Annotated in this window: 17 protein-coding genes, 1 tRNA gene, 2 pseudogenes and 1 other annotated feature; of the genes and pseudogenes, 5 read left to right on the plus strand and 15 right to left on the minus strand. The window is 45.6% G+C overall.

Translation table 11 applies throughout. The annotated features are described in order from the left end of the window. Nucleotides 1-16 precede the first annotated feature (16 nt). Complete coding sequence (locus MHH91_RS09770) at nucleotides 17-985, minus strand: aldose 1-epimerase (RefSeq protein WP_014470333.1); 969 nt, start codon at nucleotides 983-985, stop codon at nucleotides 17-19. 114 nt (nucleotides 986-1,099) lie between these two features. Beyond that, nucleotides 1,100-2,488: an MATE family efflux transporter gene (locus MHH91_RS09775; RefSeq protein ID WP_014470332.1), complete on the minus strand. Its 1,389-nt coding sequence runs from the start codon at nucleotides 2,486-2,488 to the stop codon at nucleotides 1,100-1,102. A gap of 227 nt (nucleotides 2,489-2,715) precedes the next feature. Here MHH91_RS09775 and MHH91_RS09780 point away from each other — a divergent pair, with 227 nt between their 5' ends. Beyond that, nucleotides 2,716-3,258 (plus strand): IseA DL-endopeptidase inhibitor family protein, encoded by a 543-nt coding sequence (locus MHH91_RS09780; protein ID WP_014470330.1) that lies wholly within the window; start codon nucleotides 2,716-2,718, stop codon nucleotides 3,256-3,258. Nucleotides 3,259-3,393: 135 nt separating this feature from the next. Here MHH91_RS09780 and MHH91_RS09785 read toward each other — a convergent pair. The 3 genes from MHH91_RS09785 to MHH91_RS09795 all read right to left on the minus strand — a co-directional run bounded on the left by MHH91_RS09785 (nucleotide 3,394) and on the right by MHH91_RS09795 (nucleotide 4,600). Continuing rightward, nucleotides 3,394-3,466, minus strand: a tRNA-Arg gene (locus MHH91_RS09785). 42 nt (nucleotides 3,467-3,508) lie between these two features. Then, the gene (locus MHH91_RS09790; protein WP_013352481.1) at nucleotides 3,509-4,054 is read right to left on the minus strand and encodes a site-specific integrase; all 546 of its coding nucleotides are present in this window, start codon (nucleotides 4,052-4,054) and stop codon (nucleotides 3,509-3,511) included. A 315-nt stretch (nucleotides 4,055-4,369) separates the two neighbouring features. Continuing rightward, entirely contained in the window at nucleotides 4,370-4,600 is a 231-nt protein-coding gene (locus MHH91_RS09795) for an excisionase family DNA-binding protein (protein ID WP_013352482.1), read from the minus strand. A gap of 243 nt (nucleotides 4,601-4,843) precedes the next feature. Here MHH91_RS09795 and ggt point away from each other — a divergent pair, with 243 nt between their 5' ends. Beyond that, nucleotides 4,844-6,616 (plus strand): gamma-glutamyltransferase, encoded by a 1,773-nt coding sequence (gene ggt, locus MHH91_RS09800; protein WP_014471880.1) that lies wholly within the window; start codon nucleotides 4,844-4,846, stop codon nucleotides 6,614-6,616. Nucleotides 6,617-6,662: 46 nt separating this feature from the next. On the opposite strand, the gene MHH91_RS09805 is transcribed toward ggt, so the two are convergent. The 5 genes and pseudogenes from MHH91_RS09805 to gltB form a co-directional block, all read right to left on the minus strand. Continuing rightward, on the minus strand, nucleotides 6,663-7,838 hold the full coding sequence (locus MHH91_RS09805) for an MFS transporter (RefSeq protein ID WP_014471881.1): 1,176 nt from the start codon (nucleotides 7,836-7,838) through the stop codon (nucleotides 6,663-6,665). Between the two features lie 137 nt (nucleotides 7,839-7,975). Continuing rightward, the gene (locus tag MHH91_RS09810; RefSeq protein ID WP_007407355.1) at nucleotides 7,976-8,278 is read right to left on the minus strand and encodes an ArsR/SmtB family transcription factor; all 303 of its coding nucleotides are present in this window, start codon (nucleotides 8,276-8,278) and stop codon (nucleotides 7,976-7,978) included. 31 nt (nucleotides 8,279-8,309) lie between these two features. Then, nucleotides 8,310-10,237: pseudogene (thrS, locus tag MHH91_RS09815) on the minus strand (threonine--tRNA ligase). Between the two features lie 52 nt (nucleotides 10,238-10,289). Then, nucleotides 10,290-10,513: a binding site (T-box leader), on the minus strand. Nucleotides 10,514-11,133: 620 nt separating this feature from the next. Then, the gene (gltD, locus tag MHH91_RS09820) at nucleotides 11,134-12,615 is read right to left on the minus strand and encodes a glutamate synthase small subunit (RefSeq protein WP_014470321.1); all 1,482 of its coding nucleotides are present in this window, start codon (nucleotides 12,613-12,615) and stop codon (nucleotides 11,134-11,136) included. Between the two features lie 16 nt (nucleotides 12,616-12,631). After that, nucleotides 12,632-17,191, minus strand: a complete 4,560-nt coding sequence (gltB, locus tag MHH91_RS09825) for a glutamate synthase large subunit (protein WP_014471884.1) — start codon at nucleotides 17,189-17,191, stop codon at nucleotides 12,632-12,634. A gap of 145 nt (nucleotides 17,192-17,336) precedes the next feature. Here gltB and MHH91_RS09830 point away from each other — a divergent pair, with 145 nt between their 5' ends. After that, nucleotides 17,337-18,239: a LysR family transcriptional regulator gene (locus MHH91_RS09830; protein WP_013352488.1), complete on the plus strand. Its 903-nt coding sequence runs from the start codon at nucleotides 17,337-17,339 to the stop codon at nucleotides 18,237-18,239. A 54-nt stretch (nucleotides 18,240-18,293) separates the two neighbouring features. On the opposite strand, the gene proB is transcribed toward MHH91_RS09830, so the two are convergent. The 4 genes from proB to MHH91_RS09850 all read right to left on the minus strand — a co-directional run bounded on the left by proB (nucleotide 18,294) and on the right by MHH91_RS09850 (nucleotide 21,807). Then, nucleotides 18,294-19,412 (minus strand): glutamate 5-kinase, encoded by a 1,119-nt coding sequence (gene proB / locus MHH91_RS09835; RefSeq protein ID WP_013352489.1) that lies wholly within the window; start codon nucleotides 19,410-19,412, stop codon nucleotides 18,294-18,296. Nucleotides 19,413-19,435: 23 nt separating this feature from the next. Further along, the gene (proC, locus tag MHH91_RS09840; RefSeq protein WP_013352490.1) at nucleotides 19,436-20,284 is read right to left on the minus strand and encodes a pyrroline-5-carboxylate reductase; all 849 of its coding nucleotides are present in this window, start codon (nucleotides 20,282-20,284) and stop codon (nucleotides 19,436-19,438) included. Nucleotides 20,285-20,457: 173 nt separating this feature from the next. Further along, on the minus strand, nucleotides 20,458-20,826 hold the full coding sequence (gene rtp / locus MHH91_RS09845; RefSeq protein WP_014470319.1) for a replication termination protein: 369 nt from the start codon (nucleotides 20,824-20,826) through the stop codon (nucleotides 20,458-20,460). Nucleotides 20,827-21,090: 264 nt separating this feature from the next. Continuing rightward, nucleotides 21,091-21,807, minus strand: a complete 717-nt coding sequence (locus MHH91_RS09850) for a 3-ketoacyl-ACP reductase (RefSeq protein ID WP_013352492.1) — start codon at nucleotides 21,805-21,807, stop codon at nucleotides 21,091-21,093. A gap of 129 nt (nucleotides 21,808-21,936) precedes the next feature. Here MHH91_RS09850 and MHH91_RS09855 point away from each other — a divergent pair, with 129 nt between their 5' ends. Together MHH91_RS09855 and MHH91_RS09860 are read left to right on the plus strand one after the other, a co-directional pair. Further along, nucleotides 21,937-22,242 carry a DUF948 domain-containing protein gene (locus MHH91_RS09855; RefSeq protein WP_013352493.1) on the plus strand — a complete coding sequence of 102 codons (306 nt, stop codon included), beginning with the start codon at nucleotides 21,937-21,939 and terminating at the stop codon, nucleotides 22,240-22,242. 65 nt (nucleotides 22,243-22,307) lie between these two features. Next, nucleotides 22,308-23,060, plus strand: coding sequence for a hypothetical protein (locus tag MHH91_RS09860; protein WP_013352494.1), 753 nt, complete (start codon nucleotides 22,308-22,310; stop codon nucleotides 23,058-23,060). A 41-nt stretch (nucleotides 23,061-23,101) separates the two neighbouring features. On the opposite strand, the pseudogene MHH91_RS09865 reads toward MHH91_RS09860, so the two are convergent. Next, a pseudogene (locus MHH91_RS09865) lies at nucleotides 23,102-23,236 on the minus strand (MFS transporter); the annotation flags it as partial. Nucleotides 23,237-23,340: the final 104 nt, after the last annotated feature.

Genomic DNA, 23,340 nt, shown 5'->3' on the forward strand with positions numbered 1-23,340 from the left:
TTATCCTGCCTCTTTCCTATTCTTCGTCATGCAAAATGGTGATCCGGGATGTCGCAGCCGCTTCTTCGCCCGGTTTCAGAATCTGAAGCCCTGTCAGTGATGCAGGCTGATTCAGATTAAACGCATCTGTGACGGAAGTATATGGCTCGAGACTGACAAACCCTTGCTTACCGTCACCGTTAAATACCACCCAATGCTTGAAAGACGTGTCTGCCTGATACAAAACGGATATCTGCTCATCCGGATGATAAATAACCGCTTCATTATTGCCGCCATTCCGGCCGGAAGAAAGAAAAACATCATCAAATTGCTTATTTTTCAAAGACATCCCGTTACGAAATGCTTCTTTATCAGGAACATCCAATAAACGGCCCGTCGGCACGAAACGTTCATTTAATTCCCACATGCGGTCAGCCGTCAGAAAAAGGCGTGCCCGCTCTTCATTAAAAACAAAAGAGGAGTGATAGCCGAGCCCCCACGGAAAAGCCTCCGTTCCCTTATTGATAATCAGCGCCCGCTGGGTAAAGACATTGTCTTTTAATGTATATGTCATCCGCACAATGACATCGTGCGGAAATTGTTTATGGACACGGGGAATTTCTGTAAGATCAATCTCTGTTTCGACTGTCAATTCATCCCCCTCTTCTTTCGCACCCGCCAACTTCCAATGCTGATTGTAAAGAAAGCCGTGAATATGATTATGTTTATCCTCTTCATTTATCTCAAATTGATATGTGCGGCCGTCAAAACGAAACGTCCCGTCCGTAATCCGGTTCGGCGGGAATAAAACGGGAATACCGTACAGCATCGGTGTTTCACGGAATTGTTCCGCAGTTTCCGGTTCTCTCAGAAGCCGCATACCTGTTCTTTTATCCCGAATCGATATGACATTTGAGCCCCATTCCGGCACAATGATGCATTCAGCCTGGTCAGTCTCCGCTTTTACGGCTGAAACCCCTAAATAAGTCGTATGTTCAATCTTCATAAGCACCTGCCCTTTCCTTGTTTTCTAGCATGTATAGGAATTCCATTTTCTAAACTCATTTTCCTTCTATAAAAAAACATCGCCCGTATGAACTGAGCGATGTGCTGTAAAATCTTATTGAATCAGCCGGGTAATCTGCTTTTTCTTCCATACAAATCGGTAATACCCGTATTGCAGCAGCAGGCTGACGACGAAAGCCGCCGGATAACCGACCCAGATGCCGAGAATACCGAGTGTTGTGTAATGAGAAAGAATAAAGGCGACAGGCACTTCAATTCCCCAAATTGTAAAAATGCTGATAATCGTCGGCCATAACACCGTACCGCTCGCCCGCATTGTCGCTGAAACAATCTGAGCGTGACCGAAAATCAAATAGCTCCAAAGTGTAATCATAATAAGATTGCGGGCAATATGGAGTGTATCCTGATCTGTTAAAAACAAGGCCAGTATCTGCCGGGTGAAGGTATAGATCAGCAGAATCAGCACCCCGCCGATCAAATAATTCAGGCCGATGCCTACTTTGATGACCTGTTTCAGCCGGCCGAATTGATTAGCCCCTATGGACTGGGCGGCAAAAATTGAAACGGCGATACCGAGGCTTACCGCCGGCATCTGCACATAACTCGCCACTTGGTTGACGACCCCGTAAGCCGCCGTCGCGTTTGATCCGTAATGATTAACAAAAGAGATGACCGCGATTTCAGAAAGTGATACGAGAATCATATTGATGCTCGACGGAATACCGAGCCGCAGTAAAAGCGCAAGCAGCTTTCTGTCCATTTTAAGAGAGCGGAAAGCAGCCCGGTCAAATGCCAATGGATGCTTCTTTTTCCTCAAATAAACCATGAGTACGATAAATGTCACGATGTTTGAAATCACCGTTGCATACGCCGATCCGTAAATGCCGAACTTCGGAAGCCCGAAAAGTCCGAGAATCAATAACGGCAATAGCCCTATGTTAATGACTGTACTGACGATTAACGTATAAAACGGGGTCTTTGAATCTCCCGTTCCGCGTAAAAATGTCGTATAAGCAAAATATAAAAACATCAGCGGCATTGCACAAAACAAAATGCGCGCATATCGGACACTGACATCTATTACATTTTCCGGCGTTCCCATCAGCCGTAAAATATCAAGTGTAAACACACTGCCGACAACTGCCAGCACAATCCCGAGCATAAAGGTAAAAGTCAGTGTCGTGCCGACAATCGCCTTCATCCTCTCTTCGTTTTTCGCGCCGTAAGCCTGCCCGATCAGAATGGAACTTCCTGAACCGATTCCGATCGTAAAGGAAATCAGCAGAAAAAACAGCGGAAAAAAAGATGATACGGCGGCAAGCGCATCGACTCCGAGCCACCTTCCGACGAATACCATTCCGACCAATTGGCCGACAGATTGCAATACATTACTTAAAAGCAGCGGCACTAAAAACAGTGACATCGATCGCCAGACAGATTGGCCGCGGTCTTCCGATGTCTCCAGATTATCTTGTACTTCCATATGTAGGACTCCTTTTTTGATTTTCTTCCATTTTATTATTCAGCAGACAGCTTGTAAAAACCTTTTGTTCAATGAAACTCTTTATCTTTTTCTTGCGTCTTACAGGAAATCAATCATAAAAATAAAAAGTACGGAAAATATTTCTGAAAAGGTATTGTAATCTTACCGTAATTATTGTAACATTTGTAACATAAGAGAAAGAGATTCGTTGAAGGAGAGATTAAATCATGAAAAAATGGCTATTATTCCTTACTACTATTACATTGATTCTATCACTGGGCACTGCGGCGACTGCCAAAAATACGCCCAATGACCTTACACAAAAACAGGCACTGCAGCTGGCTCTGTCAGCAAGAGAACATTTCTGGAACACGATGAGCGGAGGCGCGCTTAAATCAAACGCAAACTGTACATCTGAACAGTTCGAATATCAAAATATGCAATATGTGTTCATGTGCAAAGAGCTCGGAACAAAAGCGAAAGCCGTAAAATACCTGACACCCGCATTCACAAAGCAAGCGATTGATAAAGGGCTCAAAGATTACCACTTCACTGTAAAAGACGGCAAATTGGCTGTTCCGGTCGGCGACGGAGACAACCTCCTGAATTGGAAAAAAGCAAAAATGACCCTTCTTTCTAAAAAAGGAAGCGTCCAAACATACCGCTTCACTGTACCGACTCTTGACGGCTCTCCGTCAGCAAAACGCGACGTTACATTCGTAAAAGAAAACAACGTTTGGAAAGTCAATCAATTTGATGCTGTTATATAAAGAAAAGCCCGCTTACAGCGGGCTTTTTTGATATTTCTCTGGATAAATCAGCACAAAAACGACAAAAACCCTTGTTACACAAGGGTTTTTCTGTTTTGCCGACATTATTAATCTGCACCTATCTTATGTGGAAAACGCTCTAGGAGAGATTCGAACTCCCGACCTGCAGTTTAGGAAACTGCTGCACTATCCGCTGTGCTACTAGAGCCTGCTTCTATTATAGTAACGCTGGCGGCTGTTTTTTTCAAGCCTACAGTCCTCCGAATACTTTATAGGCGGCTCTCGTCGTATCTTCATCTATTCCGATATAACGCATCGTAATAGACGGAGAAGAATGATTTAATATCCGCTGGAGTTCAGCAATATCTTTCGTCCGCTGATAAAAATGGTACCCGAACGTCTTTCTCAGCGTATGCGTCCCGATTTCCTCCAATCCGCACGCAGCAGCCGCTTCTTTTAAAATTCTGTATGCCTGAATCCGGGAAATAGGCTTGTTCGTCCGTTTCGATTTAAACAAATAGTCATTCTCTTTCATGTCTTTTGTGTAAGCGTATATGTCTGCCTTTAGAGACTCCAATATCAGAATTTTTCTTTTCTTTCTCGTTTTGCTTTCGGTTGCCCAGACATGATCTTTGTTCCTGACATCTCTCACACGAAGCGGCAGAACGTCAGAAATCCTCAGTGCACTGTTCATGCCGAAAATAAATAAAAAATAATCACGTTCACTTTTCTTCTTTAAATACTGTTTGACTTCCTGGATCTTCTCCAAACTTCGGATCGGCTGTACGATGTGCATCAAAAAACCCCTTATAAATGGTAAAGTAACATATTGATCTTTATGTTACTATTATAGCCGAAACCCATTGAATGATAAAGGATAAAGCCTCTTACGTAACATAATATACATAGTGTTACATAAGAAGAAATAGACACGTATTTTCAGCGTGATCCTCATAAACACCATTTTTACCCCCGTGACGGGATTTTAACCAAATAGATACACATGGTATTAAAAAATAAAAATAACGCCCTTAAAACGAAATCTGAGCATCCGTTTTTTGAGAACAACCGAAAAAAAGATACAAAAAAAGACACAATATGAAATTGTGTCCTAATCCTCATCTTTTACATCAATATCTTCAGGGAGCGGTTCATTTAAAAACTCCTGAATCATTTCCTTATATTTTTCCAGCTGTTCGAGATGGGTGTGAAATTGTTCCTTGTTGATTAAATATTGCTGTCCGTCATGGACGGCCCTTATTTTATTCGTTAAAACAAGATTATGCACATATTCTTCAGGAAGATTGGTAAACTCCGCTGTCTCTTTAATGGTTAAATACATGGCTCACGTTCCTTTCATATGTCATGTGAGTGAATTCTGTTTTGTTTATTGTAGCTTATTTTTTGTCTTTATGCTTGTTTCACAGCTTTTACTGTCCGGTTTCCCATTTATCCCATTCCCGACTGATTACATTCACACAGAAACCCTGACTTTTTGCACACCGGACTATTCCGTTTGTCACTTGTGAAAACACCACATTTTACTTACTCTATAATTGTAAGCGGAAAACAAAGGAGGCAGACTATGAAAAAGAAAAAGTTTATGAATCTCTGTTTTATCGTTCTGCTCAGTGCTTTGCTCACGGCCGGCAGCATCCCTTATCACGCCCAGGCTAAGAAACACCCGTTTTCCTATGATGACTACAAACAGGTGGATGTCGGCAAAGACGGCATGGTCGCCACCGCCCATCCTCTCGCTTCACAAATCGGTGCTGACGTGCTGAAAAAAGGCGGCAATGCAATTGACGCTGCGGTTGCTATTCAATTCGCATTAAACGTAACTGAACCGATGATGTCAGGGATCGGCGGCGGCGGATTTATGATGGTTTATGATGCGAAGACAAAAGACACCACCATTATCGACAGCCGGGAACGCGCACCGGCAGGCGCAACACCGGATATGTTCCTTGACGAAAACGGCAAAGCCATTCCTTTCTCTGAACGGGTTACAAAAGGGACTGCCGTCGGTGTTCCGGGAACATTAAAAGGCCTTGAAAAAGCGCTCGACAAGTGGGGCACACGCTCCATGAAACAACTCATCACCCCTCCCATTGCACTTGCCTCAAAGGGCTTTCCGATTGATTCGGTTTTAGCTGATGCCATCTCAGATTATAAAGACAAATTATCACACACTGCTGCAAAAGACGTGTTTCTTCCGAACGGAGAACCTCTGAAAGAAGGAGACACACTCGTCCAAAAAGACTTAGCCAAAACATTCACTGCCATTAAGTATAAAGGCACAAAAGCATTCTATGACGGAGCATTCACCAAAAAGCTTGCGGAAACAGTGCAGGAATTCGGCGGCTCAATGACAGAAAAGGATATTAAAAACTTCAACGTAACGATTGACGAGCCGATCTGGGGCGATTATCAGGGCTATCATATCGCGACTGCTCCTCCTCCAAGTTCCGGCGGTGTTTTCTTGTTACAAATGCTGAACCTCCTGGATGATTTTAAGCTTTCTCAATATGATATCCGTTCTTGGCAAAAATATCAGCTTCTCGCTGAAACAATGCATTTAGCTTATGCTGACCGGGCTGCATTTGCCGGAGATCCCGAGTTCGTCAACGTTCCTCTCAAAGGTCTCTTGAATCCAGATTATATCAATGCCCGCAGACAGCTGATAGATATTAATAAAGTGAATAAAAAACCGAAAGCCGGCGATCCTTGGGCCTATCAGGAAGGTTCTGCAAACTATAAACAAGTGAAGCAGCCGACTGACAAACAAGAAGGCCAAACGACTCACTTCACGGTAGCCGATCGCTTCGGAAATGTCGTATCTTACACGACAACGATTGAACAGCTGTTCGGTTCCGGCATTATGGTTCCCGGATACGGCGTTGTTTTGAACAATGAATTAACAGACTTCGATGCGGTGCCGGGCGGCGCAAATGAAGTGCAGCCGAATAAACGTCCGCTCAGCAGCATGACCCCGACCATTTTATTTAAAAATAACGAACCTGTCCTGACTGTCGGCTCCCCTGGCGGAGCAACGATTATCTCTTCCGTTCTGCAAACGATCCTGAACAAAGTCGAATACGGCATGGATCTGAAAGCGGCGGTCGAAGAGCCGAGAATTTACACAAACAGCATGACATCCTATCGATATGAAGAAGGAGTGCCGGAAGCCCGCACAAAACTGAACGAAATGGGACATAAATTCGGCGCAAGCCCGGTTGATATCGGAAACGTGCAAAGCATACTAATCGACCGTGAGAACGGCACCTTCACCGGAGTTGCCGACTCAAGCCGAAACGGAGCCGCAATCGGTGTAAACCTGAAAAAATGTGAAAAATAACAAGACAAAAAGCCTCGTTTCTCAAGCTGAGAAATGAGGCTTTTGTTTATTCTGCGCTGTATTCAGATGAAGTTTTTTCAGATGCTAACGATGCAAGCGAAAGCACGCTGCACATCGCAACGATAACACCGGCTGCTCCGATCCATGTCACTGACGCAAGAGACAGATGAGTGACAACAATGCCTCCAATTCCGGCCCCCGCCGCCATAGCCAGCTGCATCACAGACTGGTTAAGGCCAAGTAATACCCCCGATGATTCAGGCTCCATCGTTGCCAAATGATACTGCTGGGCAGGCCCTGATGACCAGGCGGCAAAGGACCAAAATATAAGCACGGCCGCCGCTCCGGCAGCAGAATGTGTAACAAACGACAACAACATGAGCATGATAGCATGAAGCGCCATTCCGCCGGTTAATGTGACACGCGCCCCCCATCTGTCTGCGCTGAAACCGCCGGCTTTAGAACCGGCAAGACTGGCGACACCGAAAATAAGCAGCAATGTACTCAGCATTCCGCTGCCGATATGAGTGACGTTCAGTAAATACGGAGAAAGGTACGTATACGCAACTGAATAGCCTCCGAGCCAAAAAAACGTGATGGCCAGGCCGACAGCCACCTTTCGTCTCTTTAAGAGAGAGAATTGCTTGATGAGCGGCACGGGTTTATCCCCTTTTATCTCAGGCAATGCGAAACGTATAATGAACATAGCAATGATTCCGATTGCCGCAATACCGGCGAAGACCATCTTCCAGCCAAAAGCTTCCGACACGGTTCTTCCGATCGGCACACCGATAATAAGTGCTGCCGTAAATCCCATAATGACTGTCGCGAGAGAGCTTGCCTGCTTTCCCGGGGGAGCGATTTTTGCTGCGATCGTAAGCGCGGTAACCACCACAGTTCCCGCTCCAAGCGCCATGATCACCCGAGCTGCAGCAAATAAGGCGTATCCCTGCACAAGAAACGAACTTATATTCCCGATAACAAACAGTCCAAGAGCATAGATCATGAGCTTCCTTCTGTCCAGCCTTGCTGTAAGAGCCATCATGACGGGCGTTCCGATTGCATAAACGAGCGAAAAAATCGTAATCAGCTGCCCTGCCGCTGCTACAGTGACTCCCAAGGAACCAGCAATTTTATCAAGCACCCCGGATATCACATATTCAGACGTCCCCACCAAAAAGCTGATAATCGCCAAAATATAAACCTTCCATGTATTTTGCACATGACACACTCCTTCATAGATGTTTTATATAAAGATATATTGGAATATATCGATATAAAATATTAAAGAAACAAATCGCAATATGTCGATGTAATGTTGGAAAAGAAAACTGAATCCCTTTTCTAAAGGATTCAGCCCTACATTTCGCGCTGAAAATAATCGGCCATCGCCTTTATCGCTTCTTCATCTCTTTTATAATAGGTGTATTTGCCAATCCGTTTTGTTTGGATAAGGCCCGCCCGCTGAAGGATGGAAAGATATTGAGACGCCGTTGACTGTGTCATCTGAAGCTTATCGGTGATCTGACTCACACATACTCCGATCTCATTCATATCAATGCCATCATGCGGGGCGAAATGACGGTCCGGCTCTTTCAGCCATTGTAAAATCTCAAGCCGCGACTCATTAGACAACGCTTTAAAAACATCAATAGGTTTCATACGTATTATTATATCGTGATTTTACGATATGTCAATGTCGATTTACTTCTATCACTTGTTTTGTTTCATTTATGATCCGGGAAATAAAATCACTCACACTCTCTTCAAATGTGTTTTCCTGCCCGTATTGTCTTACGTGTACAGTATGATGACGGCACTCTTGATCCCCCACAACAGCAATATACGGTATTTTTTTCATTTGTGCTTCTCTGATTTTATAGCCGAGTTTTTCATCCCGCTGATCAAGCTCAGCACGGATGCCCGCTTTCTTCATCTGCCGGTGCACCTGTTCTGCGCAGTCCCGGTGTGCGGTGTTTGACACGGGGATGATTTTTGCCTGTACCGGAGCGAGCCATAAAGGGAACGCTCCCCCGTAATGTTCGGTAATGATTCCGAGGAATCTGTCGAGAGATCCGAATACTGCCCGGTGAATGACAACAGGACGCACTTTTTGGTTTTTTTCATCAATATATGTTAAATCAAATTTCTCCGGCATTTGAAAATCCAGCTGGACAGTGGCGCATTGATGGCTTCGGTTCAGCGCATCTTTTATATGAATATCAATTTTCGGTCCGTAAAATGCGCCATCCCCCCGGTTAAACCGAAAATCATATCCCTGTTCTTTTAATACTCTTTCTAATGCGCTCTCAGCCCGGTCCCACAAGTGTTCGCTTCCCATGTAATCTTCCGGTCTCGTTGACAGCTCAATATCATAGGAAAAACCAAATGCGGTGTACACCTCGTGAATCAGCTGCAGCGCTGAAGCGATTTCACTCTCGATCTGCTCCGGCGTTACAAAAATGTGTGCGTCATCCTGGCAGAAAGACCTGACGCGGAGGAGGCCATTGAGCGCCCCGCTGAATTCGTGGCGGTGCACCTGGCCGAACTCAGCCATCCGAATCGGAAGTTCCCGATAAGAACGAAGCCTTTCTTTAAAAATGAGCATGTGGCCGGGGCAGTTCATTGGCTTTAACGCGAAGCGCTGTTGATCGGCTTCAGAGAAATACATATTCTCTTTATAATGATCCCAATGGCCGGATTGCTCCCACAAACGCTGATTCATCATCATAGGGGTGCGCACTTCCTGATAATGATAGGCATCCTGCTTTGAACGCAGAAATGATTCAAGCGTATTTCGGATGAACTGACCGTTCGGCAGATAAAAAGGCATACCCGGCGCTTCTTCTGAAAACATAAAAAGTTGTAATTCCGCTCCCAATTTCCGATGATTTCTCTTCTCAGCCTCTTTCAACAGCTGAAAATGCCTGTTCAGCTCCTTTTTTGAAGCAAAGGCCTTTCCATAGATTCGCTGCATCATTTTTTGATTGCTGTCGCCGCGCCAATAAGCCCCTGATACATGAGTGAGCGAAAAAGCTTTTATCTGTCCGACAGACGCCAAGTGCGGTCCCCGGCATAAATCCACGAATTCGCTCTGACGGTATATACTGACTGTATCAGTCTGCGGAATATCTGCTAAGAGCTCGAGCTTCAGCGGATCGTGCGCAAACAGCTGCTCTGCCTCTTCTCTGGAGATTTCTTCTCTAGTGATTTTCGGATTTTCTGAAATAATCCGGTTCATTTCTTTCTCAATGACGGGCAAATCTTTTTCAGTAATCGTATCATCCATATCAAAATCATAATAAAACCCATTTCTATAACGGGACCGATTCCTAAACAGACCTTCGGATACAGACGTTTTACAGCTTGCGCCAATACGTGCGCTGCTGTGTGTCTCATCACTTCCAGTCCTTCTTCAGACTGAAAGCTGCACAGTTCAATTTCAGCGTCTTCATGGATGCTTCTTCCAAGGTCATATAACGATCCGTTTACCTTGCCGGCTGCTGACGTCTTTTTCAAACCCGGACTGATGGATTGGGCAATCTCTTCTAACGTAATGCCTTTCTCGTATTCTTTTTGTTTCCCGTTAGGAAAAGTAATCACAATATATGGTTTCTTCACGGTCTGATCTCTCCTTTATTTTTGATAAAAATAAAAACACACTCATCCCAAAGCAAGGGACGAGTGTGTGTCAGACCCGCGGTTCCACCCAAATTCCCGTCACTTCAAGTGACGGCTCATTTTTGCCGTAACGCGGCTATACGGTATCGGCTGCTTTCGTTCACCGATACAGCTCAAAAGGCGGTAAGCTCATTCTTCGTGCCGGGAAGGTCTCAGCCGCGCCCTCCCTCTCTGTATGCCGGTTAGAATGACTCATGTCCTTATCATTGCCATTTTTCTAATATAAAAATAAAAACACACACTCATCCCAAAGCAAGGGACGAGTGTGTGTCAGACCCGCGGTTCCACCCAAATTCCCGCCACTCAAGTGACGGCTCATTTTTGCCGTAACGGGGCTATACGGTATCGGCTGCTTTCGTTCACCGATACAGCTCAAAAGGCGGTAAGCCCATTCTTCGTGCCGGGAAGGTCTCAGCCGCGCCCTCCCTCTCTGTATGCCGGTTAGAATAGCTCATGTCCTTATCATTGCAGATTCTTTATCAGAAAAAACTTTCTTTTATTATACATAAATTTTCGGAAAAAGAAAGTTTTTTTGAAAAATATCGGTAAGAAAAGGTTGGCGTCTACAGCTTTCCGGTTTTCTCATCTTCCGTTCTGTAATGCTTTTAATCCATTCAGCAGTTCTTCAAACGCCGTAAATGAATGATATCTTCATATCTCTGACTGCTGATTGATTTCTATGAAAATAATCTCTCCAAGCTGTAAAACGAAATTCCATTTGTTATCCTCCATTTCCATCATGTTACCCTTATATGACCAACGCAGGAAGAAAGAGGTTTCGTTTCAATGCAAAAAACCGGCTGATTCCAGCCGGTTTTATAAATAATCCCCTTTGTTTACGGTAAAACAGTGCTCCCCATTAAATAACTGTCGACTTCGCGCGCTGCTTCCCGGCCTTCATTAATCGCCCATACAATCAGGCTTTGGCCCCTTCTCGCATCCCCTGCGGCGAAAACGCCGTCAACATTCGTTTTATAATCCCCATATGCTGCCTGAATTTTATGATTTGCCGAATCGACACCGAACTGTTTCAATAATGGCTGTTCGGTTCCTTCAAAACCGATGGCGATGAACACCAGCTGAGCAGGCCATACTTTTTCCGTTCCCGGCAGTTCATGAAACTCGTACTTTCCGAATTCATTTCTTACTTTTTCCATTTGAACGGTGTGAATCTCTTTTAAGCGGCCCTGTTTATCGGCCACCATTTTTGTCGTCTGAATTGAATATTCTCTCGGGTCTTTGCCGAACTTTGCCTGCGCTTCTTCATAGGCGTATTCAAGGGTAAAGACGTGCGGCTGTTCAGGCCACATATTGTCGTTCGTGCGCGTCTGCGGAAGCTTAGGATGTTTCCCGAACTGGTGCACACTGCGCGCTTTTTGGCGCAGGGCGGTTGCTACGCAGTCAGCTCCTGTATCCCCGCCGCCGATCACGATGACATCTTTCCCTTTAGCGTCTATAAATTGTTTATCTTTGAAATTAGAATCTAAATAGCTTTTCGTCGCCAATGTTAAATAGTCCATTGCGTAATGAACGCCTTTTGCGTCCCGGCCTTCAATCAGCAGATTGCGCTGTTTTTGGGCGCCTGTGCACAAAATGACGGCATCAAATTGTTCTTTGAGCTCATCAGCTGTTATGTCTACGCCGATTTCGGTATTTGTCACAAAATCTATGCCTTCCTGCGTCAAAAGTTTAATCCGGCGTTCGACGACATTTTTCTCAAGCTTCATGCTCGGAATGCCGTACATCAGCAGGCCGCCGGCTCTGTCAGCACGCTCATAGACCGTCACGGAATGTCCCGCTTGGTTCAGCTGATCAGCGCTTGCCAGACCTGCCGGGCCTGAACCGACGATTGCGACTTTCTTTCCTGTGCGTTTCGCAGGAATTCTCGGCTGAATCCATCCGTTTTCAAAACCTTTGTCAATGATCGTCCGCTCGATGTTTTTAATTGAAACAGCCGGATCTGAAATGGCCAGCGTACAAGATCCTTCACAAGGAGCGGGACAGACCCGCCCTGTGAATTCAGGAAAGTTATTCGTTTTCAGAAGACGCTCCAATGCTTCTTTCCAGCGCCCCCGATAGACGAGATCATTCCATTCCGGGATCAGATTGTAAATCGGGCACCCGGATGTAAAACCGTTGATATCAGCGCCGATTTGGCAAAACGGTGTGCCGCAATCCATACACCGTGACCCCTGCCGCTTGGACGCTTCATCTGAAAATGGAGCCGAATATTCTTTCCAATCTTTTAAGCGAGTGAGAGGGTCCCGCTCAGCCGGTTTTTCTCGTTTTTCTTCCATGAATCCAGTTGGTTTCCCCATGTTCCTCTCCCCTTTCTTACTGCACTACCGCTTGTTTTTGATCTTTGGCCGGCGTTTGCTGAGCCTTTGTATTGGCTTCAAAAGCATACATAATTGCGTCTTCTTCTGATAAACCCGCCGCTTTTTGTTCTTCGATGCTGAGGAGCATTTGTTTATAGTTTTTCGGAATGACTTTGATAAAGGTTTGTACGGCTTCTTCCCAATTGTCCAGGAGACCTGCTGCTTTTTTGCTGTTTGTCAGCGCCGAATGCCGTTTCACCATCTCTTTCACTTCTTTGATCTCCGTCTCATCCGTCAGTTTTTCAAATGAAATCATTTCTGTATTGCATTTGCGTTTAAATGCCTTGGCATCATCACAGAGGACGTATGCGATACCGCCTGACATCCCCGCTCCGAAGTTTTTGCCGACCTCACCGAGGACGACAACCCGGCCGCCTGTCATGTATTCACAGCCGTGGTCCCCGATGCCTTCAACAACGACATTGACACCGCTGTTGCGGACTGCAAAACGTTCACCGGCACGCCCGTTAATGTAAGCTTCTCCGCTTGTTGCCCCGTAAAAGGCGACGTTCCCGATAATAACGTTATCATGTGTTTCACAATTGAAGGCATCAGGTGCTTTTACGATAATTTTTCCGCCTGACAGCCCTTTTCCTACGTAGTCATTTGAATCGCCATTCAAATGAAGCGTCATCCCTTTAGGGACAAATGCCCCGAAACTCTGGCCTGCTGACCCTGTGAAATGAAGTCTGATCGTATCATCCGGCAGTCCTTCCGCTCCGTAGCGTTTAGAAATTTCGCTTCCCGTCACGGTTCCGGCTACGCGATTTGTATTATTGATCTTGATGTCAGCTTCCGCTTCCTGACCGGCTTCAATTGCAGCCTGCACTGCCGGAAGAATATCCGTCATATCAAGCGACTGGTCGATTTTATGGTTTTGCGCCGTGCGGAAAGTGCGAATGCCTTCAGGCTGATACAGCAGCGTGGATAAATCAAGCTGCCCCGCTTTCCAATGCGCTTTTGTACGTTCACTGACACGAAGAACGTCAGTACGGCCGATCATTTCATCAAGCGTTTTAAACCCTAACTGCGCCATATATTCACGCACTTCTTCCGCGACAAACAGCATGTAGTTTACGATATGGTCAGGATCGCCCATGAATTTTTTCCGAAGCTCCGGATTTTGCGTCGCGACCCCTACAGGACATGTATCTAAATGGCAGGCGCGCATCATGACGCAGCCGAGAACGACGAGCGGCGCTGTCGCAAAGCCGAATTCCTCCGCTCCTAGCAAGGCGGCCATCACGACATCACGCCCTGTCATCAGCTTACCGTCCGTTTCCAATACCACGCGATCCCGTAAACCGTTCAGCATCAGCGTTTGATGAGCTTCTGCAAGACCCAGCTCCCACGGGAGACCGGTATGTTTAATACTCGTTTTCGGGGAAGCACCCGTTCCGCCATCGTATCCGCTGATGACAATGACATCTGCGGTGCCTTTTGCCACACCGGCTGCAATAGTGCCGACGCCGGCCTTTGATACGAGCTTGACACTGATTCGCGCGTTTCGATTGGCATTTTTCAAATCATGAATCAGCTGCGCCAGATCTTCAATTGAATAAATGTCATGGTGAGGAGGCGGTGAAATCAGCCCGACACCAGGTGTAGAACCGCGGACATCCGCGACCCAAGGATATACTTTGTTGCCCGGAAGCTGGCCGCCTTCTCCCGGCTTCGCTCCTTGCGCCATTTTGATCTGCAATTCATCCGCATTGACGAGATAATGGCTCTTTACCCCGAAACGGCCGGATGCGATCTGTTTAATCGCACTTCTTCTGTCGTCACCATTTTCATCCGGAGCAAAACGTTTCGGGTCTTCGCCGCCTTCTCCGCTGTTGCTTTTTCCGCCAAGCCGGTTCATCGCTATCGCCAAAGCCTCGTGGGCTTCCTTGCTTAATGAACCGAATGACATCGCCCCTGTTTTAAAACGTTTCACGATGGACGCAGCTGATTCAACTTCTTCTAATTTCAAAGGTTTGCGGTCTTCTTGGAAGGCGAACAGATTGCGTAAAAATCCGATTCGTTCTTCATCCGCTACATGAGAATACTGCTTAAACAGGCTGTAATCATTCTTGCGGCACGCCCATTGCAGAGTATGGATGGTTTTCGGATTGAAAGCGTGATGCTCTCCTCCGTTTCGCCATTGGAATTCACTTCCCGGCTCAAGCGTTTGGCTGTAATCATCCTTATATGCCGCTTGATGACGCTGTTTAGCTTCTTGCGCGATAGTTTCGATATCGATTCCGCCAAGCTGGGATGCAGTCCCTGTAAAGTATTTGGCGATCACATCTTCACCAATGCCGACCGCTTCAAAAATTTGCGCGCCTCTGTAACTTTGCACAGTTGAAATCCCCATTTTTGACATCACTTTAACGACGCCTTCTGTCACACTCTTTCCGTATTTGCTGACTGCTTCTTCATACGGAATGTCAAGCCGGCCTTCATCGATTTCCTGCTTATACGTAGCGTAAGTCAAATACGGGTTGACAGCATCGGCCCCATATCCGATGAGAGCCGCAAAGTGATGAACTTCACGCGCTTCGCCTGATTCAACGATAATGCTTGCTTTTGTACGCAGGCCTTGGCGGATCAAATGCTGATGCAGCGCACTGACAGCCAAAAGCGGAGGAATCGGGTACAATTCTTTACTCATTGCTCTGTCAGATAAAATTAACAGAGATACACCTTGCTTGATCGCTTTTTCCGCCTGTTGAAACAAATCCTTCAGGCCTTTCTCAAGATCATCGGAAAACAGCGTGCGGATGTTCTGGCTCTTAATATCTGGATGCACAAGTGTTTTCAGCGCATTAAACTGTTCATTTGATAATACAGGAGTGTACAGTTTTATGCGGCGTGCATTTCTTTCATTCGGATGCAGCAGATCGCCTTCAGCTCCCAGCCAGGTTACCGTAGACGTCACAAGCTGCTCGCGGATCGCGTCAATCGGCGGGTTTGTGACTTGCGCAAACAGCTGTTTAAAGTAATGAAACAGTGATTGGGCGCGGTCGGATAAAACGGCGAGCGGCGCGTCATTTCCCATGGAGCCGAGCGGGTCCTTGCCTTCTTTAATAATAGGAATTAAATATTTCTGAATATCTTCATACGTATAGCCAAACGCCTTTTGACGGACGAGAAGATCATCAAATTGTTCCTCTTCCCGAATTTCCGGATCAGGATTCACTTGAACCAATTCTTCTTCAAGCCATTTTTGATACGGGAATTCATTGGCGATTTCTGTTTTCACTTCTTCATCTGAAATAATCCGGCCTTCCTCTAAGTCAATAAGGAGCATTTTCCCAGGTTCCAGGCGTTTTTTATGAAGAATGTTCTCCTGCTCCACTTCAATAACACCGACCTCAGATGAGAAAATAATATGGTCATCTTTTGTCACATAGTAACGCGCCGGGCGCAGGCCGTTACGGTCAAGGATGGCGCCGATTTGTTTTCCGTCCGTAAATGAAATGGCGGTCGGTCCGTCCCACGGCTCCATTAAAGAGCTGTGATATTCATAAAAAGCCCGTTTCGCTTTAGACATGTGAGTGTTTTCCGTCCATGGTTCCGGAATCAGCATCATTGCCGTATGTGCCGGTTTCCGCCCTGCCATCACGAAAAATTCAAACGCGTTATCAAGGATGGATGAGTCACTGCCCTCGGCATTTAAAATCGGCAGCACTTTATGAAGATCGTCTCCGAAGCTTTCTGAAACGAATTGCTGCTCTCTCGCTCTCATCCAATTGATATTGCCACGGAGCGTATTGATTTCTCCGTTATGGATCAGATAGCGGTTCGGATGGGCCCGTTCCCAGGTAGGAAAGGTATTCGTGCTGAACCGTGAATGCACGAGTGAAAATGCAGATACGAATGTCTCATCCTGCAAATCCAAATAAAACGCGTCAACCTGCTCAGGCGTTAACAAACCCTTATAAACAATAGTCTGGCTTGACAGGCTTGCGAAGTAAAAATCAAGCTGTTCTTGAATGCCCCAATTTTCCGCCTGTTTCCGGATGACATACAGTTTGCGTTCAAAAGCTAGGCTGTCCTGCAAATCGTTTGCGGCACCGATGAATACTTGGCGAACATACGGGCAAGTACTTTGTGCCACTGTTCCGATTTTTCCGACATTAACAGGGACGGTTCTCCAGCCGAGCACGGTCTGTCCTTCCTGCTCAATGAATGTATTCACCTGTTTTTCTATCTTTTTTCTTTCTTCTTCATTTTGCGAGAAAAAGACCATTCCTACCCCGTAACGGCCTTTTTCCGGCAGCTTCATTTCTCCGCACTCTGTCTTAAAAAAAGCATCAGGGATCTGAACCATCAGGCCGGCGCCGTCACCCGTATTCGGGTCACTGCCCTGCCCTCCTCTGTGATCCAGCTGGCAAAGCATCTGCAGTCCTTTTTTGACAATGTCATGTGAAGGTTTCCCTTTTAAATGGGCATACAAGCCGATTCCGCATGCATCATGCTCAAATTCCGGACGGTAGAGACCTTGTGCTTTCGGCATTTGATTGTAAGTCATAATTCCTCTCCCCCGATCAGTTTCCGTTAATTATCGGTCATAAAATCTGACAACTTTAAATTAATTGTAAGTTTTCAAAACAATATAAACAATATATAATTTAGATCAAATACATCTCAAAATGAGATAGATGGGTGTGGACGCAATGGAATTACGCCAGCTTCGGTATTTTATGGAGGTAGCAGAACGGGAACATGTGTCAGAAGCGGCTGATCATCTGCATGTCGCACAATCCGCCATCAGCAGGCAGATTGCAAATCTTGAAGAAGAGCTGAGGGTCACTTTATTTGAACGGGAAGGCAGAAATATTAAATTAACGCCGATCGGCAAACAATTTTTAGAACATGTTAAAACGGCAATGAAAGCAATTGATTACGCGAAGGAACAAATCGATGAATACCTTGACCCGAATCGCGGAACCGTCAAAATAGGATTTCCGACGAGCCTTGCGAGCCAGCTATTACCGACGGTGATTTCGGCATTTAAAGAGGAATACCCGAATGTCGAGTTTTTGCTCCGCCAAGGATCTTATAAGTTTTTAATTGAAGCCGTAAGAAACAGGGATATAGATGCGGCGCTGCTCGGCCCCGTTCCGACGGAATTTCCCGACATAACAGGCAATATCTTATTCACGGAAAAGATTTACGCGCTTGTTCCGCTGCATCATCCGCTTGCAAAACAGAAAAATATCCATTTAATTGATCTGCGCGGTGACCAATTTGTTTTATTTCCTGAAGGATTTATTCTCCGCAACATGGCAATTGACGCTTGCAGACAAGCCGGCTTTGCGCCGCTAGTATCAACGGAGGGCGAGGATTTAGATGCCATTAAAGGATTAGTCTCCGCCGGGATGGGAGTTACTCTATTACCTGAAAGCACTTTTGCAGAAATCACACCTCGGTTCACGGTCAAAATTCCCATTGAATTTCCTCAAGTGAAGCGCACCGTAGGCATTATTAGACCAAAAAACAGAGAACTGGCTCCATCTGCGAATGATTTCTATCATTTTGTCATTCAATTTTTCTCCAAACTTGAACAATATCAATAAAACCCGGGCTTCAAAACGAAGCCTCGGGCTTTTTTATGTTTATATTGAATTTTGTCAGCCGATCGGGATGGACAGTTCAACGTGGCAGACAAACGCTTCTGGATCAATAACCGATTGCTCGGTCTGTTTGTGCGGCGTTTCTTTAAATGTCATCAGCTGGGCCGAGGAATAATTGACGATGCCGAGCCCGAGCTCTTCTCCCTGCTGATCAAGCAGTCTGACAACCGCCCCGCTGCTGAATTTGCCCTTAATCTGTTCAATGTCCTGCGGTGACAGCGCCACATTTCCGTTCGCTACATCGCGGCTGCTTTCCTTTTCCATTACAATTTCGCCCTCGGGGCCGGAATTAAATGCAAGCCATTGTTCTTTGTGGCTTAACGGCAGGGTTCCTTCCGCTTCAAAATAAGTTCCTTCAGCCGCCTCTTCTACCGCCTCCAGCAGTATGTCCGGAGCGTTAGCCTGCCCGAGAAAGCCTTTAATACCGGAGGCCATCACAATTTTAAAAGCATCCAGTTTTGAGCGCATTCCGCCGGTTCCCATCTCACTTCCGGCATCTCCCGCGCTTGCTTCTATTTCCGGGGTGATGTCACTTACATGCCGGATTCTTTGCGCTTTCGGGTTGCTGCGCGGATTATCATTATATAATCCGTCAATGTCTGATAAAATCACAAGCATGTCGGCATCAATTAAACCTGCCACCTTTGCTGCGAGTGTATCGTTATCACCGAATTTCAGCCGGTTGACTGTGACGGTGTCATTTTCATTAATAATCGGAATAATGCCTCGTTCCAAAAGGACGTTCATCGTATTGCGGACATTGTGGTAGCGGTATTCATCGGAAAAGTCGCTTCTTGTAATTAAAATTTGTGACGCGACATAACCGTGCGCTAAAAACAGCTTTGAATAGGCCTCCATTAATAATCCCTGCCCGATGGAAGCAGAAGCCTGTTTCTCAGGGAGGCTTTCCGGTTTCTGAATAAATCCGAGTTTTCGATAACCTGCCGCCACCGCCCCGGAAGATACTAAAATCACTTCATAGCCTCTGTCTTTCAGCTGTGCGATTTGATCCACCAAAGTTTCCAGTTTTCTTCTGCTGATTTCTCCGTGCAGGCTCGTCAGTGAGCTGCTGCCGATTTTCACCGCGACTCTTTTGATCTCTGTCCGAGACGTCACTGTATCACTCCTGTTATTGTCTTTTATAGTGCTGCTGTTTTTTCAAATGTTTTACTGATCTCAATAGAACGTTCGGTTGCGTGTTTAATGGCTTTGGCGATTGCTTCCCCGCCGCCTTCTGACCTGAGCGCATCGAGGCCGGCTGCCGTCGTGCCGTTTGGAGAGGTAATGTTTTCCCGCAGCACATCCGGCTTTTCTCCCGTCTCCATCAGCATTTTAGCTGCGCCTAATAACGTTTGCGCGCCGATTTTGCGGGACAGCCGTTTATCTAATCCTGCATCTTCACCTGCTTTTTCGATAAACTCCATTAAATAATAAAAGTACGCCGGACCGCTGCCTGCGATGCCTGTGAAAATGTCCATCTGTTCTTCCTTGATCACATACACTTCTCCGAGACATTCCAGAAGGGATACCGCGGTTTTTGCTGCACTGTGAGAGACATGGTCTCCGAAAGCCGCAGCTGTTGCCGATTCGCCGATCATGCTGGATGTGTTCGGCATGACTCTGACAACAGGCTGGCGATCATGTAATGATTGTTGTATAAATGAGGTCGTTATGCCTGCCAGGACAGACAGAATGATTTGATGGGGTTGAATACGCCGTTTCAGCGTCGTCAGAGCGATTGCAGCATCCTTCGGTTTCATGGCTAAAATAAAAACATCAATGTCTTCGGTTTTCATGCTGTCAAAAGGCACGCCTTGAATTCCGTATTGATGTTCCAATTCAGCGAGACGCTCTGTATTGCGGCGGTTTGTCACGCAGATATTTTGGTTGGGAATTTTTTTTGCTCGGACCATGCCTGATATCATTCCTTCAGCCATTGATCCTGCTCCGATAAAAGCAATTTTCTTTTGATCAAAGATCGGTAACATCTCCCTTGTTCGTATTTTGTTCGTATTTTTCACACGTTTTTTATGTTACCATGTCAGGACTCGATGTCAAGTTTGAGGTTTTATTAAATGTATTGTCCCCTGCCTGTCATTATGTATAATGAAACACAGAACACACCGTTTGAGCCCGGGAGGCCGATGTGTTCCGGACGGATTTAAAAATTATCGGAAATGGCTTTTTCTATCAGCTTTTTGCAGCGGTCGAGCTCAACTTTCAGCTGCTTTTTATAAAGCTTCGCAGCTTCATAGTCTTTAAATTGATAGAGAACGACTTCCTGGAGTTTGGCTCCTTCTTTTTTGACTTTTACCTGCTTTAAAATCCCGTCATCCAAAAGTTCATGGAGTGAACGGTACACCTCGGTATGATTCGGCTTAAAACCGATGGGTTTAAATTCAGAGCGCAGCACCTCAAGAAGCTTCAGTCCGTAAAGCCGTTCCTGCTCTGTCATCGTAATCATGTAAAGCTTTAAAAAAGCCCTTTGTTTCACTAAAAAACCGGTTGAACTTCTTTTTTCTTCTTTCAATATGTGCACGCCCTTCCCTCTAACAAATTATTCCATGTACTAAATATTCTCTTTATATCCCGTTTTTCCTTTTATTGCGCGAACAGTTTGACTCATGTTTATTTGTTTTTTTGGCAGCGGGGAAAATAAATTTAATGAACATTTGGTACATAGTTTATTTAGTTTAATTATAACTGATCTCGGTTCCTTTTTCACTTCTTTTGTCTGTTCATTCGGTTTGCGGTAACAAAAAAAGACCCGTCATGAAGACAGGTCCCCTTTTGTTTAAGGATTTGTTGACCACAAACCGGCAGTTTTGATAAAAATGCGCGGATGTAATTTCAATTGAGCCACCATATATTCTGCAAGGTCCTCAGGCTGCATAACTTTTTCCGGATTGCCGTCTGTCAGATTTAATTCAATAGACATGTCGCTGGCAACCGTGCTCGGAGTCATTGCGCTGACACGGATGTTGTGTTTTCTGACTTCCTGCATGAGAGATTCAGTCAGGCCGAGAACGGCAAATTTTGAAGCGCTGTATGCGCTTGTCGCCGCGGCGCCTCTTTGGCCTGCCGTAGAAGAAATATTAATGATATCTCCTGATTTTCTCTCAATCATTTCAGGAAGAACAGCGCGTGTCACATGGTATACACCCATTACATTGACTTGAATGATGTCTTCCCACTCTTCAGGCGTGAGATCCAAAAATCCGCCGAATTTGCTGATTCCTGCATTGTTAATAAGAATATCAATCTCACCAAGTTCTTCTTTAATAGAGGAGACGGCTTGTTCAACCTCGTTTTGTTTTTTCACATCGGCAGCAGCGAAGGATGCCTTTACACCAAGGGCTTTCACTTCTTCTGCAACCTTTTCGACATTTGCTTCAGTGCGGCCGATTAAACCGATATTGACTCCTTCTTTGGCTAAAGCGATAGCGGCGGCGCGTCCGATTCCTCTGCCTGCGCCCGTGATAAGAGCCGTTTTGTTCTGTAAGCTTTCCATGTCTTTCACCCTTTCTGAATGTCCTTATGTACGATTTCACATTATAAGCAGAAAAAAAACAATTAGCAAATAAAACGATTCAACACTCTCCATAAAGGGTATCAACAGAGAAAAAGGAGTGAAAAAGAGATGATCATCATCTTGTATATCAGTGCTGCCGTAGCAGCTGCCGCATTGATTTATTTAGCCGTATCCGCCGTGCGTTTTAAAAGAAACACAAAGCCGGATATAAAGAAGATCAACGGGACGGCAGCGTCCATGCAGACGTCCGTTGAAGAAATCAAAACAGAAACCCAGCTGTTATCGCAAAAGCAGAAAGAACTGCAGGAAGACTTTCTCACTAAAAAAACAGCCATGCAAACAACGGCTGCCGAAGTCAAAGGAACGCCCCACGTCCTGAAAATGCTCTGGAATGCCGGAAAAAGCGATATATGAGCCTGGATGTCATCCGCCGTTTTTGATGACACTATAAGGAACTGACGGATTCAAGGAGGCGTAACATGATATGCGGCCGTGAGCGGCTTTCGCTTTATTTGCAGAAGCTTAAATCACCTTCGTTTTCGGGAGGATTTACAAAGGCGGATTTGCTGACTGCGAATTTCCATTTAGCCAAGGACGGAGATCTGGACATGTTTTATTCCCCCCATAATGAATATATCAACCCCCGTGCAGTGATTGCCATTTCCGGAATCACACCCGGTTTTTCTCAGATGCAGCGGGCTTACAAAGCAGCGGCGCATCTTTTAAAAAGCGGTGGCTCTCTTGAGACGATAGCATATGAGACAAAAAAAGCGGCCGGCCTTTCCGGTTCAATGAGACAGCATATCATTGAAATGCTTAATGAATGCGGTCAGCCGGCCGCACTTCACCTTGAGGATTCATCCCAATTATTCAATACGAAACGGGAGCTGCTTCATACAACGTCTGTTATCAAACACCCTGTTTTTTATAAACACAAAAACTATACGGGACATCGGCCGACAATCAGCAGGTCGGCTCTCCTCAGCCGTTATGCGCTGAAATGTTTTCCGGATGAAATAGAAATGATAAAAAAGGATATTCTGCTCATCCCTCTCGGCAAAGCAGCAGAAACCACCTGTCGCACGCTAAAGAAGAACGGCAGGATGAATCATGCGGTCATTTTAGAAGGCTTTCCCCATCCGTCCGGCGCAAATGGACATCGTTTCAAACAATTTGACGAAAACAAACAATCGTTACGGGAACAAATTCAGCGCTTTGACAAGTTTATTTAGCAGCTGTCAAAAAAACGCCCCGAGTCTTCGGGACGTTGCTGTTAAGAAGCGTATTCAGGCAAACCTTGATTCTCTTTTGCCGTTTTCTCTTCAGGTATTTTGATTTGGTTTGTCAAGATCGCACTTGCAAAATATAATGCCGCGAAAATCCATACGACACCTTGTGCGCCGACAAGGGGTAGCGTCAGGAAAATGCGGATTTACAACGTTAAGGAAACCAAAATATAAAAAGTCTAATTTCTCGGTGTTATAAGTGAAAAATTAGGCTTTAGTTACTTCA

The sequence above is a fragment of the Bacillus sp. FSL K6-2819 genome (assembly GCF_038008305.1).
In the GTDB taxonomy this organism is placed as follows: Bacteria; Bacillota; Bacilli; order Bacillales; family Bacillaceae; genus Bacillus; species Bacillus amyloliquefaciens.

Coding starts and splice junctions, on each gene's coding strand:
- MHH91_RS09855 (WP_013352493.1), top strand. CDS start 21,937: ATGATCATCATCTTGTATATCAGTGCTGCCGTAGCAGCTGCCGCATTG.
- MHH91_RS09850 (WP_013352492.1), bottom strand. CDS start 21,807: ATGGAAAGCTTACAGAACAAAACGGCTCTTATCACGGGCGCAGGCAGA.
- gltB (WP_014471884.1), bottom strand. CDS start 17,191: ATGACTTACAATCAAATGCCGAAAGCACAAGGTCTCTACCGTCCGGAA.
- MHH91_RS09830 (WP_013352488.1), top strand. CDS start 17,337: ATGGAATTACGCCAGCTTCGGTATTTTATGGAGGTAGCAGAACGGGAA.
- proC (WP_013352490.1), bottom strand. CDS start 20,284: ATGTTACCGATCTTTGATCAAAAGAAAATTGCTTTTATCGGAGCAGGA.
- gltD (WP_014470321.1), bottom strand. CDS start 12,615: ATGGGGAAACCAACTGGATTCATGGAAGAAAAACGAGAAAAACCGGCT.
- MHH91_RS09790 (WP_013352481.1), bottom strand. CDS start 4,054: ATGCACATCGTACAGCCGATCCGAAGTTTGGAGAAGATCCAGGAAGTC.
- MHH91_RS09775 (WP_014470332.1), bottom strand. CDS start 2,488: ATGGAAGTACAAGATAATCTGGAGACATCGGAAGACCGCGGCCAATCT.
- MHH91_RS09795 (WP_013352482.1), bottom strand. CDS start 4,600: ATGTATTTAACCATTAAAGAGACAGCGGAGTTTACCAATCTTCCTGAA.
- MHH91_RS09810 (WP_007407355.1), bottom strand. CDS start 8,278: ATGAAACCTATTGATGTTTTTAAAGCGTTGTCTAATGAGTCGCGGCTT.
- ggt (WP_014471880.1), top strand. CDS start 4,844: ATGAAAAAGAAAAAGTTTATGAATCTCTGTTTTATCGTTCTGCTCAGT.
- MHH91_RS09780 (WP_014470330.1), top strand. CDS start 2,716: ATGAAAAAATGGCTATTATTCCTTACTACTATTACATTGATTCTATCA.
- MHH91_RS09860 (WP_013352494.1), top strand. CDS start 22,308: ATGATATGCGGCCGTGAGCGGCTTTCGCTTTATTTGCAGAAGCTTAAA.
- MHH91_RS09770 (WP_014470333.1), bottom strand. CDS start 985: ATGAAGATTGAACATACGACTTATTTAGGGGTTTCAGCCGTAAAAGCG.